General features: G+C 55.1%; 23 protein-coding genes and 1 tRNA gene. 17 read left to right on the top strand and 7 right to left on the bottom strand.

Going from position 1 to position 19,665, the window contains the following annotated elements; all coding sequences use genetic code 11:
* From VGA14_RS06410 to VGA14_RS06390, 5 genes are all read left to right on the top strand, one after another.
* The coding region (locus VGA14_RS06410) for a hypothetical protein (protein WP_331002921.1) at nucleotides 1–199 on the top strand (199 nt) is incomplete at its 5' end.
* Nucleotides 200–216: 17 nt separating this feature from the next.
* The gene (locus VGA14_RS06405) at nucleotides 217–579 is read left to right on the top strand and encodes a hypothetical protein (protein WP_331002920.1); all 363 of its coding nucleotides are present in this window, start codon (nucleotides 217–219) and stop codon (nucleotides 577–579) included.
* Nucleotides 569–1,933: a UbiD family decarboxylase gene (locus VGA14_RS06400; RefSeq protein WP_331002919.1), complete on the top strand. Its 1,365-nt coding sequence runs from the start codon at nucleotides 569–571 to the stop codon at nucleotides 1,931–1,933. Before VGA14_RS06405 ends, VGA14_RS06400 begins: the two co-directional genes overlap by 11 nt.
* A gap of 40 nt (nucleotides 1,934–1,973) precedes the next feature.
* Complete coding sequence (locus tag VGA14_RS06395) at nucleotides 1,974–2,303, top strand: hypothetical protein (protein ID WP_331002918.1); 330 nt, start codon at nucleotides 1,974–1,976, stop codon at nucleotides 2,301–2,303.
* Between the two features lie 39 nt (nucleotides 2,304–2,342).
* Nucleotides 2,343–2,903 carry a hypothetical protein gene (locus tag VGA14_RS06390; protein WP_331002917.1) on the top strand — a complete coding sequence of 187 codons (561 nt, stop codon included), beginning with the start codon at nucleotides 2,343–2,345 and terminating at the stop codon, nucleotides 2,901–2,903.
* Nucleotides 2,904–3,234: 331 nt separating this feature from the next.
* On the opposite strand, the gene VGA14_RS06385 is transcribed toward VGA14_RS06390, so the two are convergent.
* Complete coding sequence (locus tag VGA14_RS06385) at nucleotides 3,235–3,993, bottom strand: creatininase family protein (protein WP_331002916.1); 759 nt, start codon at nucleotides 3,991–3,993, stop codon at nucleotides 3,235–3,237.
* A 218-nt stretch (nucleotides 3,994–4,211) separates the two neighbouring features.
* On the opposite strand from VGA14_RS06385, the gene VGA14_RS06380 reads away from it, so the two are divergent.
* Nucleotides 4,212–5,045: an alpha/beta hydrolase gene (locus VGA14_RS06380; RefSeq protein ID WP_331002915.1), complete on the top strand. Its 834-nt coding sequence runs from the start codon at nucleotides 4,212–4,214 to the stop codon at nucleotides 5,043–5,045.
* A 472-nt stretch (nucleotides 5,046–5,517) separates the two neighbouring features.
* Nucleotides 5,518–5,625: transfer RNA gene (locus VGA14_RS06375), tRNA-Gly, on the top strand.
* A gap of 5 nt (nucleotides 5,626–5,630) precedes the next feature.
* Here VGA14_RS06375 and VGA14_RS06370 read toward each other — a convergent pair.
* A complete protein-coding gene (locus VGA14_RS06370) occupies nucleotides 5,631–7,106 on the bottom strand; it encodes a DASS family sodium-coupled anion symporter (protein ID WP_331002914.1) in 1,476 nt (491 codons plus the stop codon).
* 59 nt (nucleotides 7,107–7,165) lie between these two features.
* Nucleotides 7,166–7,672, bottom strand: a complete 507-nt coding sequence (locus VGA14_RS06365; RefSeq protein WP_331002913.1) for a hypothetical protein — start codon at nucleotides 7,670–7,672, stop codon at nucleotides 7,166–7,168.
* A gap of 76 nt (nucleotides 7,673–7,748) precedes the next feature.
* On the opposite strand from VGA14_RS06365, the gene VGA14_RS06360 reads away from it, so the two are divergent.
* Nucleotides 7,749–8,246 carry a CopD family protein gene (locus tag VGA14_RS06360; RefSeq protein WP_331002912.1) on the top strand — a complete coding sequence of 166 codons (498 nt, stop codon included), beginning with the start codon at nucleotides 7,749–7,751 and terminating at the stop codon, nucleotides 8,244–8,246.
* Nucleotides 8,247–8,351: 105 nt separating this feature from the next.
* Here the strand turns inward: VGA14_RS06360 and rtcA are convergent, their stop codons facing one another.
* Nucleotides 8,352–9,383 carry an RNA 3'-terminal phosphate cyclase gene (rtcA, locus tag VGA14_RS06355; RefSeq protein ID WP_331002911.1) on the bottom strand — a complete coding sequence of 344 codons (1,032 nt, stop codon included), beginning with the start codon at nucleotides 9,381–9,383 and terminating at the stop codon, nucleotides 8,352–8,354.
* Nucleotides 9,384–9,463: 80 nt separating this feature from the next.
* Here rtcA and VGA14_RS06350 point away from each other — a divergent pair, with 80 nt between their 5' ends.
* The 7 genes from VGA14_RS06350 to VGA14_RS06320 are packed head-to-tail and all read left to right on the top strand — an operon-like array spanning nucleotide 9,464 to nucleotide 15,203.
* The gene (locus VGA14_RS06350) at nucleotides 9,464–9,994 is read left to right on the top strand and encodes a nicotinamide-nucleotide adenylyltransferase (RefSeq protein ID WP_331002910.1); all 531 of its coding nucleotides are present in this window, start codon (nucleotides 9,464–9,466) and stop codon (nucleotides 9,992–9,994) included.
* A 32-nt stretch (nucleotides 9,995–10,026) separates the two neighbouring features.
* Nucleotides 10,027–10,380, top strand: coding sequence for a hypothetical protein (locus tag VGA14_RS06345; RefSeq protein WP_331002909.1), 354 nt, complete (start codon nucleotides 10,027–10,029; stop codon nucleotides 10,378–10,380).
* A gap of 43 nt (nucleotides 10,381–10,423) precedes the next feature.
* Nucleotides 10,424–11,740 carry a Glu-tRNA(Gln) amidotransferase subunit GatD gene (gene gatD, locus VGA14_RS06340; protein ID WP_331002908.1) on the top strand — a complete coding sequence of 439 codons (1,317 nt, stop codon included), beginning with the start codon at nucleotides 10,424–10,426 and terminating at the stop codon, nucleotides 11,738–11,740.
* A 39-nt stretch (nucleotides 11,741–11,779) separates the two neighbouring features.
* Entirely contained in the window at nucleotides 11,780–13,681 is a 1,902-nt protein-coding gene (gatE, locus tag VGA14_RS06335) for a Glu-tRNA(Gln) amidotransferase subunit GatE (protein WP_331002907.1), read from the top strand.
* Nucleotides 13,678–14,001, top strand: a complete 324-nt coding sequence (locus tag VGA14_RS06330; protein ID WP_331002906.1) for a hypothetical protein — start codon at nucleotides 13,678–13,680, stop codon at nucleotides 13,999–14,001. Before gatE ends, VGA14_RS06330 begins: the two co-directional genes overlap by 4 nt.
* A 39-nt stretch (nucleotides 14,002–14,040) precedes the next feature.
* Nucleotides 14,041–14,670 (top strand): CPBP family intramembrane glutamic endopeptidase, encoded by a 630-nt coding sequence (locus tag VGA14_RS06325; RefSeq protein WP_331002905.1) that lies wholly within the window; start codon nucleotides 14,041–14,043, stop codon nucleotides 14,668–14,670.
* Nucleotides 14,671–14,693: 23 nt separating this feature from the next.
* A complete protein-coding gene (locus tag VGA14_RS06320) occupies nucleotides 14,694–15,203 on the top strand; it encodes a hypothetical protein (protein ID WP_331002904.1) in 510 nt (169 codons plus the stop codon).
* On the opposite strand, the gene VGA14_RS06315 is transcribed toward VGA14_RS06320, so the two are convergent.
* A complete protein-coding gene (locus VGA14_RS06315) occupies nucleotides 15,190–15,723 on the bottom strand; it encodes a hypothetical protein (protein WP_331002903.1) in 534 nt (177 codons plus the stop codon). The genes VGA14_RS06320 and VGA14_RS06315 overlap by 14 nt on opposite strands.
* A 56-nt stretch (nucleotides 15,724–15,779) precedes the next feature.
* On the opposite strand from VGA14_RS06315, the gene VGA14_RS06310 reads away from it, so the two are divergent.
* Entirely contained in the window at nucleotides 15,780–16,784 is a 1,005-nt protein-coding gene (locus VGA14_RS06310; protein WP_331002902.1) for a DNA double-strand break repair nuclease NurA, read from the top strand.
* Complete coding sequence (locus VGA14_RS06305) at nucleotides 16,781–18,208, top strand: ATP-binding protein (protein ID WP_331002901.1); 1,428 nt, start codon at nucleotides 16,781–16,783, stop codon at nucleotides 18,206–18,208. Before VGA14_RS06310 ends, VGA14_RS06305 begins: the two co-directional genes overlap by 4 nt.
* A 2-nt stretch (nucleotides 18,209–18,210) precedes the next feature.
* Here VGA14_RS06305 and VGA14_RS06300 read toward each other — a convergent pair whose 3' ends face one another.
* Together VGA14_RS06300 and VGA14_RS06295 are read right to left on the bottom strand one after the other, a co-directional pair.
* The gene (locus tag VGA14_RS06300; RefSeq protein ID WP_331002900.1) at nucleotides 18,211–18,558 is read right to left on the bottom strand and encodes a P-II family nitrogen regulator; all 348 of its coding nucleotides are present in this window, start codon (nucleotides 18,556–18,558) and stop codon (nucleotides 18,211–18,213) included.
* A gap of 116 nt (nucleotides 18,559–18,674) precedes the next feature.
* Complete coding sequence (locus tag VGA14_RS06295; RefSeq protein ID WP_331002899.1) at nucleotides 18,675–19,631, bottom strand: lamin tail domain-containing protein; 957 nt, start codon at nucleotides 19,629–19,631, stop codon at nucleotides 18,675–18,677.
* Nucleotides 19,632–19,665 lie beyond the last annotated feature (34 nt).

Below are 19,665 nucleotides of genomic sequence, written 5' to 3'. Positions count from 1 at the left end.
GGTCGGCTCTGGAAGGTACGCTAGCGGCCAGAAGCGCTGTCAGATCTGCGAGATATTCATCAAGTGGGACGGCCTCTGGTGCCCATGCTGCGGCTACAGGCTTCGCACGAAACCGAGGAACCTGAAGTACAAGGCAAAGCTGCGCGCAAGGGCCAAGAGGCTCAGCGTGGCCAAGCCCATCGCTGTCAGGTCTAGGTAGGACGAGCAAGACTGGCAATGGAGGGCGGTTCTGACGCCTACGTTCAGCGCAAAGTAAGTGCAACCGGCAGGAATTTCCTGCTCGAGGCCAGTTTTTACAGCAACGGCTGTTTTCTTTCTATTTCTGAAGGCGAGCGCAAGCTCGGCGCCATTTCAGTCGCACTGAGCTCGTCAAGCAACACAAGCGTTGTGAAGGTCATACCGAGCAGGAACGACCCGCTTTTCGCAAATACGGTCGCTGAGAAGGTGGCGTCGATGATAAACGGCATCTGCGCAGTCTCCTTTCATGCAACAACGCAGCTGAGGCTGGAAGACATGAAAGCAATTATGGGAGAGGTTATGAATATCGTGGAGGAAAGGAAGGACAAAGATGGCAGATAACGCAGACCTACGCAGCTACTTGGCGCTTTTAGAAAAGCAGGGCGAGCTTGTCCACGTCAAAAAGCAGGTCGACGCAAAGTTCGAGATTGCGGCGGTGGTTTCAAAGCTCGACGGCGGCCAGGCGGTTGTTTTCGACAATGTGCGTGCAAGCAAGATATCTGTAGTGAGCAACATCTGCGGCACCGCGAAGAGGTTCCACCTTGCCATCGGCGCAAAGGGGAGGCCGCATGGCGTGATGGAGACCAAAAAAGCGATACACGCGAGGATGGCTGAAGCGCTCGGCAAACTTGCAGAACCCAAGAGAATCGCAAAAGGCCTCTTTGAGCAGCACACGTCCAAGAACCTGATGGACCTCCCGATAGTCACGCACTTCGAAAAGGACGCCGGCGCATTTGCAACGGCCTCGATAGTTTTTGCAAAGGACCAGGAGGAGGGCAACCAGAACTCTTCTACGCACAGGCTCCTGCGCCTTGACGAGAAGCACATGGCCATCCGCATGGTAGAGGGGAGACACCTGCACAAGTGCTACACCTATGCTCGCGACCACGGCGAGGATTTGAAAGTCGCAATAGCAATCGGCGTCCATCCTGCCGTGAGCATCGCCGCGGCGTACCAGGCCGCGTACGGCGTCAACGAGATGCTGATTGCAAACTCGCTTTTGGAAGGCGACCTGTCGCTTGTCAAGACCGGATACGCGCAGGCGCTGGTCCCAGGCCACGCCGAGATTGTGCTTGAAGGCAGGATACTGAAGGACAGGACGCACGAGGAGTGGATGGTCGAGATGCTAAGGACTTACGACTTCAGGCGCAAGCAGCCCGTTTTCGAACTAGAAAAGATATCGCTCCGCAACAACGCGATATACCACGACATACTGCCCGGCTACGCAGAGCACCGCCTGTTGATGGGCCTGCCTGTCGAGGCAAAGATGTACGATTATGTCAAGAGCGTGGTGCCTACGACGCAGGCAGTCCATCTCACGGACGGTGGGAGCAACTGGCTTGCAGCAGTAATTCAGATCAAGAAACGGCTGGAAGGCGAGCCCAAGAACGCGATACTTGCTGCATTTGCCGCTCATCCGTCGCTCAAGATGGCCACCATAGTTGACGAAGACATCGACCCCTCAGATGCCGTCGCAGTAGAGTACGCGATAGCGTCAAGGTGCCAGGCGGACAAGGATTTCGTCATACTGCCAAACGCAAAGGGCTCGAGCCTTGACCCGTCAAGCGACCAAGTAAACCTGCTCACTACAAAGCTTGGGATCGACGCGACAGCGACGCTGCTCAAGCCGAAAGAGCATTTCGAGATCGCGAAGATCCCGGGACAGGAAAAAACAAAGCTCGACGACTACCTTTGAACAAGAGATTAAATAGCCTGCTATACAAGTCAATTGGGCCATGAAAGCTAACAATTATGCCATGAAAGACTGGCACCTTGAACACGTTGAAAAAGTAATTGTCCGCTTTGTCAAGGGCGTGGCTCCCGACGCTTCTTCGTTTGAAAAACGCAACTACAAGAAATACAGCACCGTCTCAAGTTGCGCCAAGCAGATTGAATACGATATCAAGCACGGCGTCACGCACGAGGAAGTCATGGTGGTCGTGAAAAAGGTTCGCCACGACAAGTCCTTCCGCGAGCTGCAAAAGAGCCCGGAAGCGCTCCAGCGCCTCGACGAGCTTGAGAGGCAGATATGCGCGCCGAGAAAGGCAGTCGCGTCGTTTTTCTGAAATAATTATATTGGTCGGCGTGAGGCTGTCATCTAGTCCATGTCAGAATATCGCTTTACGGACGGCAACTTGCTTGTGGTCTATGCCGTGCACAGGGGCGGGGCGCAGGACGGCGGGCTGCCCGATTACATCAAAGAGCGCGTGAATCTCGCCCTTGAGAATTACAACACTATAGTCAAGTCGAGGCCGGACAGCCACAAGACGATGGTCATCATAGTCGGCGACCAGCAGCCGTCGGACAAGGTCAAGGACGTGCTGGTGAAAGGAGGCGTCAAGCCCGACATCATTGCAATAGACACCGACTCAAAGAATGTGTCGCACGCGCTTGACCGGATCTATGGCATGGTGAGCAAAAAGCCAAACCCACCCTTCATCTACTTCATTGGCTCAGTGTGGCTGCACGACACGTTCAACGCGACAGTCATATCGAGCATGAAGAACATCCGCGTCCAGTTCTACGGGGCGCTGGACCACCGGCCTGTCCACGAAGTCGAGGCTGAAAAGGCTCTCGACGCGCCAAAGAAGGGCAAGGAGTACTACAAGCGCAAGATAAAGAACAAGGCCGTTAACACGGTGCTGAACATCATCTTCCCAGACTGATAAGATTTATTTCTTGGCGCGCTTGGAGGTTCTTCTACTTCAATGCTGAAGAATACTCTCGTTCAGAATGGAAGAACAACAAGTTCAACATCGATCAAGTTTACCTTTGATTTGAAGGGACTGATAATGTCGGTGTTGCAGGGTTCAAGTGTAGCTTGGACGGAGCGGCATTTACTTCTTGTACAAGCCCGATAAGCTACAGCAGGCTAAAGTTTGGTGGCCATATCTTCAAAGTGAAGGCCGTTGATACGGCGAATCAGGAAGATCCAGCGCCTGCAACATTTACTTGGACGGTAAATATAGGCTCCGTTCCTGCGGTAGGTCTTCAGACTTACTTCATGATACCGTATTTCCAATTACTCTTGTCCATATTTTCTATAAAGCTGACAAGCAGGTTTTCAAGGATCTCAATTATTCTCCTGCCCTTTTCTGCCGTCGCTCTCCTAGGCGCTCCTGTGGCTCCAGTAGTTGTCAGCTCGCTAAACTTCCAGTATATCCTGATATTGTCCGGCAAGGCTGGCACAACTTGTTCCGGCGCCAGATTCATGTCGACTAGCTCGGGCCTTATTGCCAGCATAGCAGACGTCTCTGCCTCTCCTCCATGCCCGAGGCCGTTCCATACATCGAAGAGACTCTTGTCAAACTCTCCTACAAGTGTCCACCAGGACTCAATACACGAAATAACGACTTTGGGATTGTTTTCTTTTACGACCCTTGCGGCTATTTCGGCTGGACTGATGTTCCCGTCATGCCCGTTGATTATCAGAATTCTTTCAATCCTGTTGGCGACTAGGCTCTCCAGTATATCGCGGATGACTGCAACCATGGTTTCCGGCTCTAGACTCATCGTCATTTGAAAGTCCTTATGGTGCGAGCTGACCCCATAAGGGACGGGCGGCAATACTAACAGTCTGTCGTATCGGCTAGCAAGCCTGCAGGCTAACTCATATGGCATTATGAAGTCCGAACCAAAAGGCATGTGATTACCGTGATTTTCACATGCACCTAAGACCAGTACCGCAACGGTGTCTTCACTTACAGCTTCTTTGAGTTGATGAGCATTTATTTCGGAAAGGATTTTTCCGCCCATGAATCCCCGTGCATGCGCACTTGCATAAACTTGTCGATCTTGTATTTGGCATGAGAAATGTAGCATTTAGGTATTTTCTCCTATGCAAACAGGATTTGGGCTTTAAATAAGATACTCGGGGTTAATCAGTCCAAAACGGAAACAAACCGACGGCTAACACGGAAAAACGTGGCTCTTGGCAATGAAACAAATATGCGCATTTGAATAGTGTCCTGGGTATGGAATCGTTCACAACGATTTGTTCTCTAAAAATAAGATACCAAGAGTGGGGCGCGGACAAGTCAACTATCTCGTCGTGGTTCAAACAACAGGGCAACGGCAGGCATCTCTTGTTCATTCACGGGTTAGGTTCGTCATCTGACAGGTGGCTGGACATCCCGCAAGCCCTGTCACTAGCAGGTTTTCATACGATTGCATTGGATCTTCCTGGTTTTGGCGGAAGCGACAAACCTTCGACAGATTACACCATAGGCTATTTTGTTGCGATTGTGGAAGACTTTTTGCGTCAGAAAGGTCTCGACGGCGGCAAACCAAGTCTAATAGGACATTCCCTTGGAGGCTATGTAGCAGCGCAGCTTGCAGCAGAAAAACGCGAGCTTGTTGACAAATTGGTTTTGATAGACTCTTCCGGGATGTTGCAAGGACCAACCCCGTTGCTTGAAGAGTATGCCATGGCAGCAATGAGTCCTTCAAAAGAATCAGTCAGAAGGGTGTTCGAGCAAATGGTGTCAGAACCGATACGGATTCCGGAAGCGTTGGTTGACGGTTTCATCTACAGGATTCACCAGCAGGGTGCGCAGGCTGCTTTCAAATCGGCATACGAAAACAGCGTCAACACCCAGCTTGGGATTGAAAATCTAGAGCACATCAAGAACCCGACGTTGATAGTCTGGGGCAGAAAAGACGTCCTGATCCCCATCCATTACTGCGAGGCATTCAGAAAAGGGATAGAAAATGCCGTATCATATGTGGTTGAAGATGCTGGACATGCACCGTTTGCTGAAAAACCTGCGATGGTATGCGAGTTGTTGCGCGCGTTTCTTTTATCATGAGGCTTCCGTAGAAGTCTATTCCTCAATGAGCACGGTGTTTTGATGTCTTCCCAAATCCTGCAATTTCTCTCTGCGGATTGTAATCACTAAAGCTACATCCTTAACTATATACGAACTGAACTTCTAGGAGTCATAATGAACCAGGCGCAGTACAGTTCTTCGCATAGGGGCTTCATAGAAAGACTCATCGGATTGAGGAGAAATGAATGTAAATGTGGCCATGAAAGGGACTTTCACCTTCATGGGTCTAAAAAGTGCGTTATAGGAATATGTGAATGTAAGGAATTTTGCAAAATTTGAATCCTCTAGTTTTCCGAGGGATGGATTTTAGTCCTTTGGAGACTCAACTGCCTCTCCGTTAGAGTAATTTCCAGCTATTGCGTTGGTCGTAAAGCTCAACCCTCAATTCATTATGATTAGTTTAACCTACCACATAGATTTAATATCCTTCGTCGCTTCGGCTACGTTAAGTGCGGTCATCGTCCAGTTTGGTCTAGGACACTGGCCTTCCAAGCCCGTAACCCGGGACCCACTCTTTTGCAAAGAAAGGTGGGCGGGAATTCAAATCCCGGTGACCGCACTTACTTATTTCCATACAAGCGGCACGAGGATCGCCGAGATGACGCTCACAAGGACGACGCCGATTATGTCGAGCACCACACCTACTCGCGCCATTCTGGGCGCCGTGACGTAGCCAGACGCAAACGCGATCGCGTTTGGAGGCGTGCCGACTGGCATCATGAAGCCATAGGCGCTGGCCACCGCAACAGGAACCATCAACAGCATCGGGTTGATTCCAAGCGCGCCCGCGAGCGACGCGGACACAGGTATTATCAGGGCTACGGTCGCGGTGTTGCTTATCATCTCACTGATAATGACTGTCACCCCCGCTATCATGAGCACGACTACGAGGTAGTGCATGCCGCCGAGGAACGCTAGGTTGCCGGCCAGCCACGCGTCGAGCCCGGTTGCAGAAAAGGCGCCAGCAAGCGACAGCCCGCCCCCGACCAGCAGGAGCACTCCCCACGGGACCTTGCTTGCCGCCTCCCAGTCAAGCAGTGGCTTCCTCTTTTGCCCCGGTTCACCACTTGCTTTTGCAGTTATTACAAATGCCAGCATCGCCGCGGCGATCGCTATCACGGCGTCGTCTATTCCCGGCGCAAGATGCCCCCATACAAGCCCCCGGGTTATCCATGCAAGCGCCGCGGCAGCAAACAACGCGACTGCGGCCTTTTCCTGCCCGGTCATCCTGCCAAGTCCGGCGAGCATGCCCCTGACAAGCTCCCTGCCTCCGGCTATCACGACGCCGTCCACCCTTGTCCCCACGTGGACCATGTACAGCCAGGCGACAAATATCGAAAGTGCGCTTGCAGGAACCCCAACTGCCATCCACTGTACAAAGCTCACGTCAACTGCCAGCAACGACTTTGAAAGTGACGCAAAGACCGCGTTCGGAGGCGTCCCGACAAGCGTGGCCATCCCGCCCAGAGACGCCGAGTATGCCACTGCGAGGATGAGGCAGACGCCAAACCTTGACCGCTGGCGCTCGTCGGCCACAAGCGCGACTACTGCGGCCGCTATTGGCACCATCACCATCGCAGTCGCGGTGTTGCTCATCCAGGCGCTCAGCACGCCTGTAACCACCATAAAGCCGGCGACTATGTACTTGGGCTTGGTGCCAAACAGGCCCACTATCCCAAGCGCAAACCGCTTGTGGGCGCCCGACTTTTCAACCGCCTTTGCCAGCAGGAGGCCGCCCATGAACAAGAAGATTATCCTGTCAGCATAAGGCTCCACCACGTCGGCGAGCGGCATGGCGCCGGCGGCAGGAAGCACTACTATGGGCACGAGGGCCGTGGCGTAGATTGGTATCGCCGCGGTGACCCACCAGCTTCCCATCCACAGTGCAAGCCCGAGGACTATTTTCGCCTCGTAGGACAGGCCCTCGACGGGCGACAGCACGACAAGGACGAATACAAGCGGGCCGGCCGCAAGGCCTATCTTGGCGGCAATGCCCTTGCCGCCTGCCTGCTCTGCCCCGTCAAGTAACGGGATGCGCACACCTACGCGTGAGCCTACTTGAATGATAAAGCCTGCGATTGTATTGCAATGCAGTGCAACTAGGTCCTCTGTTCGAACACGACTCTTTCCTGTACGAGTGTAGACTCGATCAGGGCCTCGCCTCTCGCGCTCCACTTGACCGTGTCTGGGCTGTCTTGAATCTTGGCGTAAACGTCGGCAATGTCGTCGTCAAACTCCAGCACAAATGGGTGCCCCACATCCTGCGCGATGGGCACGGAACCCTGCGCGAATATCGCAGGTCTGCCGTTCAGTGGGATGTCCTCAAACGATATGGTGTGGTTACCAAGTGAAACGCCGTCTGCAATCAGCTCGTAGTCAATTCGGGATGTCGTGATCGTCTGGTCCGTCGGGTTGTCTATAGTGATCACCGGCCTCAGTTCCATGTGCCCTTCTTCTACCCGCGTGACCGTCACGTCTGACAGCCTTACCACGACCAGATCAAACCGTGGGGCAGTCAACTGGAATATCAGAGGAACCAAAATTATGGTCAGCGCGATCGCGGCTATCGCTCCAATCAGGATGGCTCTGCGCGGGCCTATCAGCACGAAAGTAACTTTTAGCTGAGTTCATTAAAACCTTTCTGCAGCACTGATAATATAGTGCGGTGGCGTGGGACTTGCGATGCCCGTTGCCGACGGTCTCGTGACATGGGTCCACCTCATCTGCTCCTCAATATGGGTCGGTGGATCGATATTCATCGCGGCAGTCGCAGTTCCGGTGCTCCGGGTCCATGTCCAGTCGCTTGACGAGCGCGTCGGCATGATGGTCAGGATAGGCAGGCAGTTCAACAAAGTCACGGTGCCGGCTTTTGGCATTCTGATGGCGACCGGCATATACAACGCAAGGGCGTTTGCAGCTGACCCCGGCGCGCTCACAGAATCCACCTACGGCGTGATTCTCTTGATAAAGATGATCTTGGTGCTTGCGACCGTCGGCGCGTACGCCGTGCACATAAAGATACTCAACTCCGACATGGAGCGCAGGATATTGTCCGGCAACGCAGGTAGCGTCTATGTCCAGTCTGTCAGGTCAAAGATAATCCACCTTGGCAGGATGATGGTCGGGCTGTCGATAGCAATACTCCTACTGGCGGCGCTTCTTGACAGCGGCGGCATTTAGAGAAAAAGAAAAAGCTTGAAGGTCGAAAAGGTTCATAGCGGCAAGATGGGGCTAATGTTATGGCAATTCTAACATTACACGTGTAAATTTTCGTATTACCCGCTTCTAGGTCTCTATCGTTACCAAGTGCCCGTTCTCTGCAGGCTTTACGTCAGACCTGCACCCGGTCACTGCGCCCGCGACGGCGAGGTTGGTGCGCAGGTGTCCGGTCACCCTCGCAGTTTTGTATATCGATCTGCCTTTTGCAAGGCAGAGCGGCAGCACCAGCATGTCAGCAAGGAACGGATCAACGGCAGTGCCTGCAAGCGCGCTTTCTGTGAACCTGTCTGCCGCCTCCCGTCCGACTGCTTCAGCGCGCTTTCCAATCTCGCCAATAGAATCACCGCCGATGTACGGTCCTCCAAAGTCGGAAACAGAGTAGAGGAGAATCGACGTGCCGGGCGAGAGTGCGGTCTCGTACGACGCGGAATAGTTGCTGCACTTTATCCCTGCCTTTTCAAGCGAGACCAGCGCGGACGCTATCTGCCGCTCTGCAACGTGCCTTGGAAGCTCGCTGCAGACGCTCGTTATCTTGGGCTCGACGTACCTGCCGTTCAAAAATTCGGACGCCGCCGGCGACCTGCACGCTTTTATCGTCGCTTTGACGATGCCGCCACCTTTGGGGTAGTATCCGCGCTTTACCACGTCGACAGAGAACTTTATCCCGATGCTCCTGAAAATTTCCGCCACGACAAACCTGACATAGTCTATGGTCGGGCTCGCTTTGACGTCGGTCCCGCCCGTTATCTCTATTTCCAGTTCATTGCCGGAAAGCGAGACTGCCGGCACCACTGCCATGAGGGTGAGCGGGATGCTGCCGGCGGTGCCGATGTCCACCTTTGCGGTTGCCCCTTCAAACCTGCTCGAGGGCTCAAAGCGCACCCAGTCGGCCCCCACCTTGAGGTTCTCAACCTTTGCGCCGAAAAGGTCTGCCAAGACCTTTACCGCGGTAAGGTGCGATGGCCGCAATCCCGGGTTGGGCCTCTTTGAGCGGATGTTTGTTATCTCTACGGGCTTGCCCGTGATAGCCGACAGCGACACTGCGGTGCGAAGTATCTGGCCGCCGCCCTCGCCCTGAGAGCCGTCAATCCTGAACATCTTTGCATTAGCAGGTGCCATGCGTTCTTATATGTTAGGCCAAAATTGCTTTAAATTAGCGCCAGTGCAACATGCAAAAGTTGACAACAGGGCTCTTTGTCGGCAGGTTCCAGCCGTTCCACTTCGGGCACCTTGCCACGGTCAAGTTCGCGCTAAAGTCAGTCGACACGCTTGTGATTGTAGTCGGTAGTGCTCAAAAGAGCCACGAGCCTAGGAACCCGTTTACCGCCGGCGAGCGCGTCTCCATGATAAAGGCGTCGCTTGACGCCGACAGTGAAATCGACGCCAAAAAGATCCTGATAATCCCTGTCCCTGACATCGACGTGCACTCGCTGTGGACACGGCAGGTCGACATGCTCGTACCGAAATACGACGTGGTTTTTGCAAACGACCCCTTCACGCTACACCTGTTCCAGGAAAGCGGCGCCAGGACCGTCCAGGCCCCGCTGCTCGACAAGGAAAAGATGTCCGCGTCAGAAGCAAGGCACCGGATGACAGCAGGCGAGGATTGGCAGGAGCTGGTGCCGGCGCCTGCCGCAAAAATCATCGAGCAAATAAACGGTGTCGAACGGGTGAAGATGTCCGCGAGGCGCCAGAGCATGCATGGATAAGGTATATCTCTAACTTGTGCGCTATTTCTGGTGTGCCGGGCAGGACCGACGAGCCGTGGTTTGCGGACATGACCAAGCTCTCAAATGACGAGCTGATGCGCATGTTCAACATGATAGCGGACGGCCGGTACGAGTTTGCCAAAAACGCGTGGTACATCCCGATCGGGGGCGACCAGCGCTGCCCAATAATGGTCGCCAAGGGCTACAGGTCGCCGGACACGCTTGCCAAGATGGCCGAGTTCCAATACACCGCAAAGGAACTGGAGGAGGAGTTCCGCGACTTTATCGATGCGTGGGACTTTGGGCACATAACGATCAAGGACATCGAGCGCGCCATCCTGAAGATCTTAGAAGACAGGAACATCGAGATAACCGAAAAGTCCTGAGCCGGGCCAATTTATTAATACGTCCGTGCAATCTGGAACGGCGATGGACAGCGGCGGGTACAGGGGTGCGGGCCTCGAGCTTTTGTCAAAATATGGCGTGTCTGTGGGCGACACCGTGCTTGTGAAAACAATGGGGGGTGAGATGTCCGGAGTCCTCATGCCCCGCTACGAGTCGGCAAGCGAGGGTTACATCGTAATCAAGCTCAAAAGCGGCTACAACACCGGCATAGAAATTTCAAAGGTCAGGTCGGTTGAAAAGCTGGCAGGGCCGGCAAAGGCCGCAACTGCAGGCGCGCCGGCGGCGGCAGAAAGCGCGGGCCTGTCAAGGGTCGCGCTCATCAGCACGGGAGGGACTATAGCAAGCAAGATAGACTACAGGACCGGGGGTGTCAGGGCCGCGCTTTCGGCGTCTGAGTTGTACGCGTCCGTGCCCGAGCTTGCGAACATTGCGTCCATCGATCCAGAGGTCCTCATGAACGAGTACAGCGAGAACCTCAGGCCCGAGCACTGGACGGCGATCGCTGAAAGGGTTGCAGAGAAAATCAATACCGGCAAGTACGATGGAATAGTAGTTTCGCACGGCACCGACACGATGCACTACACTGCGGCCGCGCTCAGCTTTGCCCTGCAGAGCCTGCCCGTCCCGGTCGTGCTCGTCGGCGCCCAGCGCTCTTCTGACAGGCCATCTTCTGACGCCGCGCTCAATCTGCTAGGCGCCACGGCCTTTGCCGCAAACGCGCCGGTTGCAGGCGTGTTCGTCGCTATGCACAAGGGAACATCTGACGACGTGGTAGCGGTGCACGTCGGGACCCGCGTGAGAAAGAACCATACGAGCAGGCGCGACGCCTTTGAGTCGATTGACGTGACGCTGGTCGCACTCGTAAAGGAAGGCAGGGTCAAGATGCAGGACAGCGGAATAGAGCTCGCAAAAAGGGGCGAGCGCAAGCTTGACGCAAGGACAGGCTTTGACAGCAGAGTCATTCTACTGAAGTATCACCCCGGCTTTGACCCCGCGCTCATAGAGCACGCGGCTAAAGCCGGCTACAGGGGCATAATCCTTGAAGGCACGGGCCTGGGGCACGTCAACAAGGACTGCTTTTCGGTTCTGAAAAAAGCCGTCGGCGCCGGCATGATGGTGTGCATGACTTCGCAGTGCATCTGGGGGCGGGTGAGCATGACTGTTTACGACACGGGCCGCGACCTTTTGGACATAGGCGTCATTCCATTATCTGACACGATATCCGAGTCTGCGACTGCCAAGGCCATGTGGGCGCTTGCAAACACCTCAAGTGTGGACGAGGCAAAGAAAGTGATGCAGGAAAACCTCGCCGGCGAAATCTCCTCTGCGATACCGCTCTAGCGGGCAAGGCTTAATACTTGCAGGAATCGTTTTCTCTACGTGGCGCTGCCCGATCCGAAAATGCTAGACCTGAAAGTTGGCTTTGAGATCCACCAGCAGCTTGCCGCGTCAAGCAAGCTGTTCTGCAACTGCAGCTGCAAAGAAGCCGACGAATATGACAAGATTTTCATGCGTAGGCTGCGCCCCACCCAGAGCGAGCTTGGGGCGTACGACCCCGCGGCGATGTTCGAGTTTTCCAAAATGCGCGCTTTTGAATACCACGCGGCGGCAGGGACCAGCTGCCTGGTAGAAGCCGACGAGGAGCCGCCGCACGAGGTAAACACGGAGGCCCTTGAGACGGCGCTCGCGTTCTCGCTTGCCCTCAATTCAAAGATAATGGACGAGATTCATGTCATGCGCAAGATAGTCATCGACGGCTCCAACACGAGCGGGTTCCAGCGCACTATGCTGGTCGCAACCGGCGGCCACCTGGAAGTCGCAGGTAAGAAGGTGGGAGTGCAGAGCATTTGCCTTGAAGAGGATGCCTCGAAAGTCTTGGGCGAAGGAAATGGCGCACGGAGGTACGGCCTGGACAGGCTCGGCGTGCCGCTGGTGGAAATCGCACTGGAGCCGGTGACTGGAAAACCTGAAGAAATAATGCAGGTAGCGCTCACTCTCGGCAGGCTTCTGCGGGCAAGCAAGAGGGTGGCAAGGGGCCTTGGCAGCATCAGGCAGGACGTCAACGTGTCTGTCATGGGCGGGGCAGTTGTCGAAGTCAAAGGCGTCCAACAGCTCGACCAGCTTGTCAAGGTGGTAGAGCATGAGACAGCCAGGCAGCACGGGCTCGCAGTCATCGCAGGGAAGCTGAAGGAAAAAGGCGCAGATGAAAAATTGGTCGGCGACAGGATAGAGGACGTTACCGGTGCCATGAGCAAGTCGCAGTCAGAGGTCGTGAAAAGAATAATGTCAGGCGCAAGCCCGGTATTCCGGGCCATCAGGGTTCCTGGCTTTGCCGGCATGCTTGGCTTTGAGCCCTATCCCGGCATCAGGCTTGGCAGGGAGCTGGGCGAGCTTGTCAGGTTCTACGACCTTGGCGGTGTGTTCCACTCGGACGAGCTTCCAGACTATGGCATCACGCAGGAGGAGGTTGACGCCGTCAAGAGCAGGCTAGATTTGCGAAAGGACGACGCGTTTGTGATAATCGGCGGTCCTGAAGACAGGGTCGGCTACGCGACGGAAGCCATAGTCCGCCGGCTACAGGCCGCGCTTTCAGGCGTGCCGGCTGAGACGAGGGCTACAACCATTGACGGCAAGACGGTCTTTAGCAGGCCCCGGCCGGGCGCGGCAAGGATGTACCCAGAGACGGACATACCCACTATACCGGTTACCAGTGAAACACTGGAATCACTTGCGGGCAGCGTGCCTAGGCCGTGGGACGAGGTGGTGGACGGCATAGCTTCAAAATACAGCCTCAATAAGAAACTTGCAAGCCAAATATTTGACTCGGACTACTTGGCCGTGTTTGAAGAGCTAGTAAATAGCACAAAGGTGCACCCTACCTTTGTCGCGTCAAAGCTCACCGAGGATGTCACCAGCCTGCAGAGGCAGGGACTTGATCCGTCAGTTCTTTCTGACGACGCCATCGTCAATATTTTCAAAAAACTTGACGCGGGCTCGATAGCCAAAGAGTCGGTCGTGCTCATTTTTGAAAAGTTGATGAGAAAAGAGGCCGCCGACGTCGACGAAGCGATAAGGGCGCTTGGTGTTTCTTCAATAAGCAACGACGAACTGAGCGCAGCGCTTGACAGGGTGATAGCAGACAACATGGCAGTCATAAGGGAAAAAGGCATGGGCGCGCTGAGCACGCTCATGGGCAGGAGCATGGCGGTGCTCAGGGGCAGGGCCGACGGCCAGAAGATAAACGCCATGCTGAAAGAGAAGCTGGGTAAGCTGTCAAAATGAGCCGCGGGCCCAAGCCGGTCAGAGACCATTACACAGAGTCGCTTGCCGTAAATTCAAAAAACCTCGCCCGGCAGCTTGCCGGCGCGTCTGTGCCCGGGGCAGATGCAAAGGCGATAATTGACGCCATTTCTGTCGTCTACCTCAAAGAAGTAGAGAAGATAGCAGATGAGTGCGAGCGGGACATCATGGCGCTTGAAAAAGTCCCAAGCCCGCTCGGGCTGTTTATCAGCTGCATATCGCAGATAATCAAAGACGCCCGTTCGTCCAGTGCCGTTCATCTTTTGCAGAACTACGTGGCGGCATGGGAAGACTGGATGTAGCCAGAAACGTTCTTTAGCTCAAGCTCCGCTCTCCCGGCCGTGCCAGCCAGGTTTTCAGACGAGAGGGCGGACTTTAATCCCCGCTCGTGGTTGACCGGGTACCGCAGGAACTCTATCGGCTACATCACCAAGATGCTGTTCTTTTACCACGGAATGGGCATCGGCCTACTTCTTGCCGGGACCGCAGTCGTCGAGCAGCTGGTGCCCGGTTACGAGGAGCCGTCGGTGCCCCGCTCCCTCATAACCGTGCTGGTGGCCGGTCCCATCGAAGAGACGATATTCTTTGGCATACCGTTCTACGTGTTCAACAGCTCGCACGCAGTAATTGTCACCGGCGCGCTTTGGGCGGCTCTCCACATATTCAACACGCCAAGCATCGAGCTTGCAAGCCTTGCCTTTGGCAACTGGCTGTTCGTGGTGCCGTCGCTGTTTTTCAGCCTCAGGACGTGGGCGTCAGGCAAGGGCTGGTTTGCAGTCACCGTACACTCGGCGTGGAACGGCATATTTTTTGCGGCCGGGTGCGGGACAGGCGAGTTTTCGTGCACTGCAATAGAGCAGGACGCCCTCTTCAACGCAGGCAGCATAGCGCTTTCAGGCGCGCTCATTGCCGGCACGTGCGCGCTGTACAGGTGGAGGCGCAGGAAAGCAAAGAGCGAATTCAATATATAGGCCGGGCTGAGTGTTAGAACAAATTGAGCGGAACTGAAAACGTAAGCGTCCAGGTGACTGTCGGCGACGTCAAGGTGCAGTTTTCCGGGACGGCCGAGTCGGTGATGGCATCCGTGTTCAACTTCCTCGCAAAGCAGGTGCCCTCTATGGACCTTGCAAGAAAGATATCGCTCAACTACGACGCAGCGGAACTCATTGAAAAGTACGCAAGTCTGGTCAAGATAACGCCCGAAGGGCTCCGCGTGATACCGGACTCTGGCGTGAGGTTGTCTGACAAGGACATGGTCGCGCTGCAGCTTGTCGCTGCAAGGATTGGAAGGGACACCGGCAAGGCCGAGGACGACGCAATGCAAGTGTCTGAAATCCAGTCAGCAACCGCGCTCAACCCCAAGTCTATTAGTTCCAGGATTTCTGAAATGGTAAAGGCTGGCTATGTCGCACGAGACGAAAAGGAGCCGGGCAAGTACAGGATAACGACGGCGGGCATCAACTGGCTCAATTCAATAGTAGAGAAAAAGTCTAGCCGGCCATAACGTCGCTTGGAGGCCTCTTCTGTATGTAGCGGTAGTTCCGCATCGTTCCGTTCCGGGTCATGATGTTTTCCCGCACCATGTCCGTCAGAGAATGCGATACTGCAGTCCTGTCGTAGTTGTAGCCCCGCCTTGACAGATCTTCGTGCACATCTGCTAGCGATCTTTCTGTCGCAAAATAGCCTTCCGCCCAAAGGTTTCCAAGCAACCCTCTGCAGGTCATGCCGCCCTTGACTAGCTTTTGCTCTGCCGCAATCGGCCGGGCCTCGACCGATCTTGCCTTGAGCGCCTCAATCTCGCGCCAAAGCTCGTCCATCTGCGCCCTGATTGCCGGGTCGGCTATTTTTGCAGAATCGAGGCTTGACAGGACTGTCTCGACGACCTGCTTGACCTTGCTCTCTAGGCAGGTTATCTCGACCTCCCACTCGCCGTGCTTGAGCCGTATCTTGACCTCGTCCAGGGGCAGAGCCTCGCCCACAGGCAATCGGTTTGCAAAGCTATTGATAAACTTGTTGCTGGCCATATTGTGCATGTTGCACAATATTAATATAATTGTGCCCGCATATCTTGTTGACCAACATGGCCACGCAACTAAATCCGCCTGCAAGCATAAGCCTAGGAGATTTCGGCATTCTGGAATCGGTGAGCAAGTGCCTCGCCCCCAAACTAGAGGAATTAAGGGGCAAGAAGATAATGTTCAGCTCTGACGACAAGAGCCTCGTGCCTGTCGACGGGTGGGGCACAAAGTGCCAGTCATGCGCGACGGTAACCACCATCAGGCCGATAAGAGAGAACACGATGGTAGCAGCCATAGACTCTAGCAGCATCAAGCTGGCAGAGACGGAAGAGGGCGGGCTATACGCGATAAAGTGCGGGGTCGCAATGGCTTACGACGGGGCGGCCCTCATGCACTTCAAGATAGGCCCCATGCTGTTCTATCTGAGCGAGAGCACTATCTATGATTCAGAGCTTGACGACAGGCTTGCCCGGTTAGTAATAGCGGACGGCGACGTGGCAAGGCGGCTGATAAGGGTGAGGGCCGAGAGGGCGATACAATTCGAGCTTGCGGGTCACCTACGCAACTCGATAATCCTGGTCGACGGCTCGCTGCGGGCGTCGGTGTTCGAGGACAGGGAAAGGAGCATAGGAAAGATTGCCGAAAACTGCGTGCTTTACAGGAACCACCTTGCCGGCATCAGCAAACACACCAAGCTCAAGGTGCTGGAAAGAGCTGCAACGCCGCTGGTAAACGTGCCCGGGCCGGCCTACCTGGAAGTTGACATAATAATCAAGAGCCTGGTCAAAGGCACGGTTGGGAACAACTTGATGGCGAGGCTTGGAAGCAACACGCCCGTGCTCAGGATCGACGTCGTGGGCGATACGGACAGGGCGCTTGGCAGGCTTCTCGGCAACGACCCGATAGCTCACGGCTACCCCGAGACGCTCAGGCTTGCGCACCACATCTCGACTTTTACCAGCACCGAGGTGACGTGCCTGCGTTGCCATGTGTTGAACAGCTACGGCGTGACGGAGCTTGCCGCAGACGACATCCGCAGGACGCTTCTGGGGTCGATAATGGTATGAAGATCCTTTCAAAGAGCGGCAACGAACTTTTGCTGCTGGCGATGAAGGACGACAGCGCGGTAAAGGGAGACTATATGCTGATAGAGGACAGGGGCAAGAGCATGGTGGTGCAGGTGTACGATGAAGAATATCTGTCGTCACAGTCCCTGATAGAAGACATCGTCAAGGAGGAGGTGGTCAACGCCTCCAGCGCCGAGAACCTGCACGACCCACTCAACATAGGCAGCCTGTCGAGGCTTGTCAGGGACGCAAGGATATTCAAGGCCAAGATCCGCGCCGCCGTGACAGACGGCAGGCTTACAAGCGACGTGACGTGGCTCCCTTCCAGGGTCGAGTCAAAGGTCAGGAAGCTTGCCATGAAGGAACTTGACGGGCTTCTCGGCAGGACAGGCGTGTACCCTATACCTCTCGGGCGGGCCGGCGACGAGGATTTCGAGATATTTGCGGAGGACCTTGACGGCAAGCTGACGATAATAACCGGCAAGAAAGAGTCAGGAAAATCTCACTTGTCGAAGCTGCTGGTCAAGACGCTCGTGCAGCACGGCGCGTTCGTGGTCGTTTTTGATCTGAACAACGAGTACGGCGGCCTGCGGTGGAACCGCGACGGCACGCCGTCGCCGGTGCATGACAGGGTGACGGTGCTCGAGCCCGGCAAGGCGCTGCAGTTTTCGCTTGACTATTGCGGCAAAGCCGCGGTGGCCGGGATGTTGAAAAACGCTCTTGACATGCCCACAGCATCAATGCGCGAGTTTTTCCGGATCTGGGACTGGCTTGAAAACAAGCGTACGCTCAACATAGAGGCGATAGGCAACGCCGTGAACACGTGGAACATAAACGAGCTCGTGCGCGACGCGCTCGTGTCGAGATACCACGTAATCCAGTCGTCACGGCTTTTCGCCGACGCCGGCGGCTTCAAGTTCGAGGAGGCTATGAAAGGCCACGGGGCGGCTATGATAATCAACATGGGCGAAGTATCTGGAACTGTCAGGCGCATGACTGTCGAGCTCGTCATTAGCAAGATAGTCGACCTGCTTGAACGCAAAGCAATACCGCCCATATTCCTAGTCGCAGAGGAGGCCCACCTCTACATCAGGGAGACGTACTGGGAGGACATCGTGACGAGGATGAGGCACTTTGGAGTCTACACGACGTTTGTGACAAACCAGCCCGACGCAATCAGCGACGGCATCTATCGTCAGGTGGACAACATATTCCTCTTCAACTTTACGAACGACTCTGACCTTGACAAGATATCAAGGGTGTCGCTTGTAGACAGTGACACGGTGCGGTCTATAGTGAGGACGCTCCCCCAGAGGCAGTGCCTTGCGATAGGCAGGGCGGTCTGCGAACTGCCGGTGGTTGTCAAGATTGCGCCGGCGCAAGTGCTTGCGCTGGGAGAGACAAGAAAGTTCTTTAAAAAGTAGGCTCAGACCAGGCTGGTCTGGCTGCGCTTCTTGGAGCCGATGTCGACTGCCTCGCCGACTGATGAGATGAAGACTTTGCCGTCGCCGGCCGCCCCCGTGCTTGCGGCGTCCACTATGGCCTTGACAATCTTGTCAACGTCGCCGTCGTTAACCACGGTGATAACGCAAGCCCTAGTCGAAAACTCTGCCACGTGTGACGAGGTTCCCCTGCCGCCTGCAACGCGCGGCTTGTCGCCCCTACCCCTGCCCTTTGCGTCGAGAATCGTGGCGCCACCTACGCCTGCACCCTTGAGCGCCTCGTTGACGGCGTCTATCTTTTCACTGGCGATTATTGCCTCTATACGCTTCATGCCACGTTCTAAAGGAGGTTACGATATAAGGTTTTCAAACAATTTCTCTAGGCAGTTTCAATATTACCCAAGAGTGATGGAACAGTGCAATTATCATAAAATTGGCGAAAAATATATCACTTGCAACCGTGTCGCATCGCCCAGCCCTGGCCGGCAAACTCGCTTACGAAGCACTGCCGGTAGTTAAGGCCAACAAACCCGCTGTCGAGTAGCTCCTGGTTGAGGTTGTGCGACGAACAATAGACTACGGCAACTATGTTCTTGCCCTTGCCCCTTACCGACCTGTCGTCCTGGTCCACCAGCACGTCGCTTCCAAGGCAAAGGCGCTTTGTGATCGTGGAGCCGTTCTCGTAGGTTCTGTCGCTCCTTGAGACCTTTGTAAGCGAGAGGTCCACCTTGTAGGTCTCCTTGCCGGCTTTGACGTAGAGCGTGTCGGTGTCCACCATCCTGATCACCTTGCCTTTGATGCAAAGTGCCAAGCCGAGGCACTTCGGCGCTACCGCTGCTGAAGTCCCGGCTGAGGCTAGGCTCCTCTCGGAGACCTTTTGGTAGCTGGCAGGGTCGTTTGGCCCGCCCGGGGTTGCTGCAATAAACCGCCACGTGCTGGAGCCGTCGGGCATCCTCTGCCATGTCAGGGCGTCGTTGAGTTTGTCTGGAAGCCACGGGGTCTTGTCCACCGTCTCGCCAGCCGGGTTGACAAGCGCTAGCATCTCTACGATGTTTGCGAACCTTTCGCCTTCAACCTTGACGACGTAAAACTGGCCGGCCCCTATCACGATGTCGGCGGGTATCGTGATTGTGGACCGCTGAAATGAGGTCTGGATGGCAAAGTTGCCGATGATGATACCGGATGAAGTGGGGTTGTACAGCTCGACCCATTCTCTGCCGGTGTCCCTTCCCGGCGGATTCATCTCCACCTCGTTTATCAATATCCCTTTGCCGGAGCCGCTGCCTGATTGGTTTACGACCTGCTTCTCGTTGTTCATCTGCGCGCTTGCAGGGAGATCGCCAACCACTCCTGCGCCAACGAGACCAACCACCAGCGCCACCACAAGGCCTGTTTTTGCCAACATGTATTTACGTGCTAATTGGGCATCCGCTAAGGTG

The sequence above is a fragment of the Nitrososphaera sp. genome, from assembly GCF_036397675.1.
GTDB lineage: Archaea > Thermoproteota > Nitrososphaeria > Nitrososphaerales > Nitrososphaeraceae > Nitrososphaera.
Note: the sequence above shows the minus strand (reverse complement) of the source record. Positions and strands in the feature narration are given on the sequence as shown.

Bases quoted from the DNA above. Each gene is read 5' to 3' on its own strand.
- VGA14_RS06405 (WP_331002920.1), top strand. From the start codon at position 217: ATGGAGGGCGGTTCTGACGCCTACGTTCAGCGCAAAGTAAGTGCAACC.
- VGA14_RS06400 (WP_331002919.1), top strand. From the start codon at position 569: ATGGCAGATAACGCAGACCTACGCAGCTACTTGGCGCTTTTAGAAAAG.
- VGA14_RS06395 (WP_331002918.1), top strand. From the start codon at position 1,974: ATGAAAGCTAACAATTATGCCATGAAAGACTGGCACCTTGAACACGTT.
- VGA14_RS06390 (WP_331002917.1), top strand. From the start codon at position 2,343: ATGTCAGAATATCGCTTTACGGACGGCAACTTGCTTGTGGTCTATGCC.
- VGA14_RS06385 (WP_331002916.1), bottom strand. From the start codon at position 3,993: ATGGGCGGAAAAATCCTTTCCGAAATAAATGCTCATCAACTCAAAGAA.
- VGA14_RS06380 (WP_331002915.1), top strand. From the start codon at position 4,212: ATGGAATCGTTCACAACGATTTGTTCTCTAAAAATAAGATACCAAGAG.
- VGA14_RS06360 (WP_331002912.1), top strand. From the start codon at position 7,749: ATGCCCGTTGCCGACGGTCTCGTGACATGGGTCCACCTCATCTGCTCC.
- rtcA (WP_331002911.1), bottom strand. From the start codon at position 9,383: ATGTTCAGGATTGACGGCTCTCAGGGCGAGGGCGGCGGCCAGATACTT.
- gatD (WP_331002908.1), top strand. From the start codon at position 10,424: ATGGACAGCGGCGGGTACAGGGGTGCGGGCCTCGAGCTTTTGTCAAAA.
- VGA14_RS06330 (WP_331002906.1), top strand. From the start codon at position 13,678: ATGAGCCGCGGGCCCAAGCCGGTCAGAGACCATTACACAGAGTCGCTT.
- VGA14_RS06315 (WP_331002903.1), bottom strand. From the start codon at position 15,723: ATGGCCAGCAACAAGTTTATCAATAGCTTTGCAAACCGATTGCCTGTG.
- VGA14_RS06310 (WP_331002902.1), top strand. From the start codon at position 15,780: ATGGCCACGCAACTAAATCCGCCTGCAAGCATAAGCCTAGGAGATTTC.
- VGA14_RS06305 (WP_331002901.1), top strand. From the start codon at position 16,781: ATGAAGATCCTTTCAAAGAGCGGCAACGAACTTTTGCTGCTGGCGATG.
- VGA14_RS06300 (WP_331002900.1), bottom strand. From the start codon at position 18,558: ATGAAGCGTATAGAGGCAATAATCGCCAGTGAAAAGATAGACGCCGTC.
- VGA14_RS06295 (WP_331002899.1), bottom strand. From the start codon at position 19,631: ATGTTGGCAAAAACAGGCCTTGTGGTGGCGCTGGTGGTTGGTCTCGTT.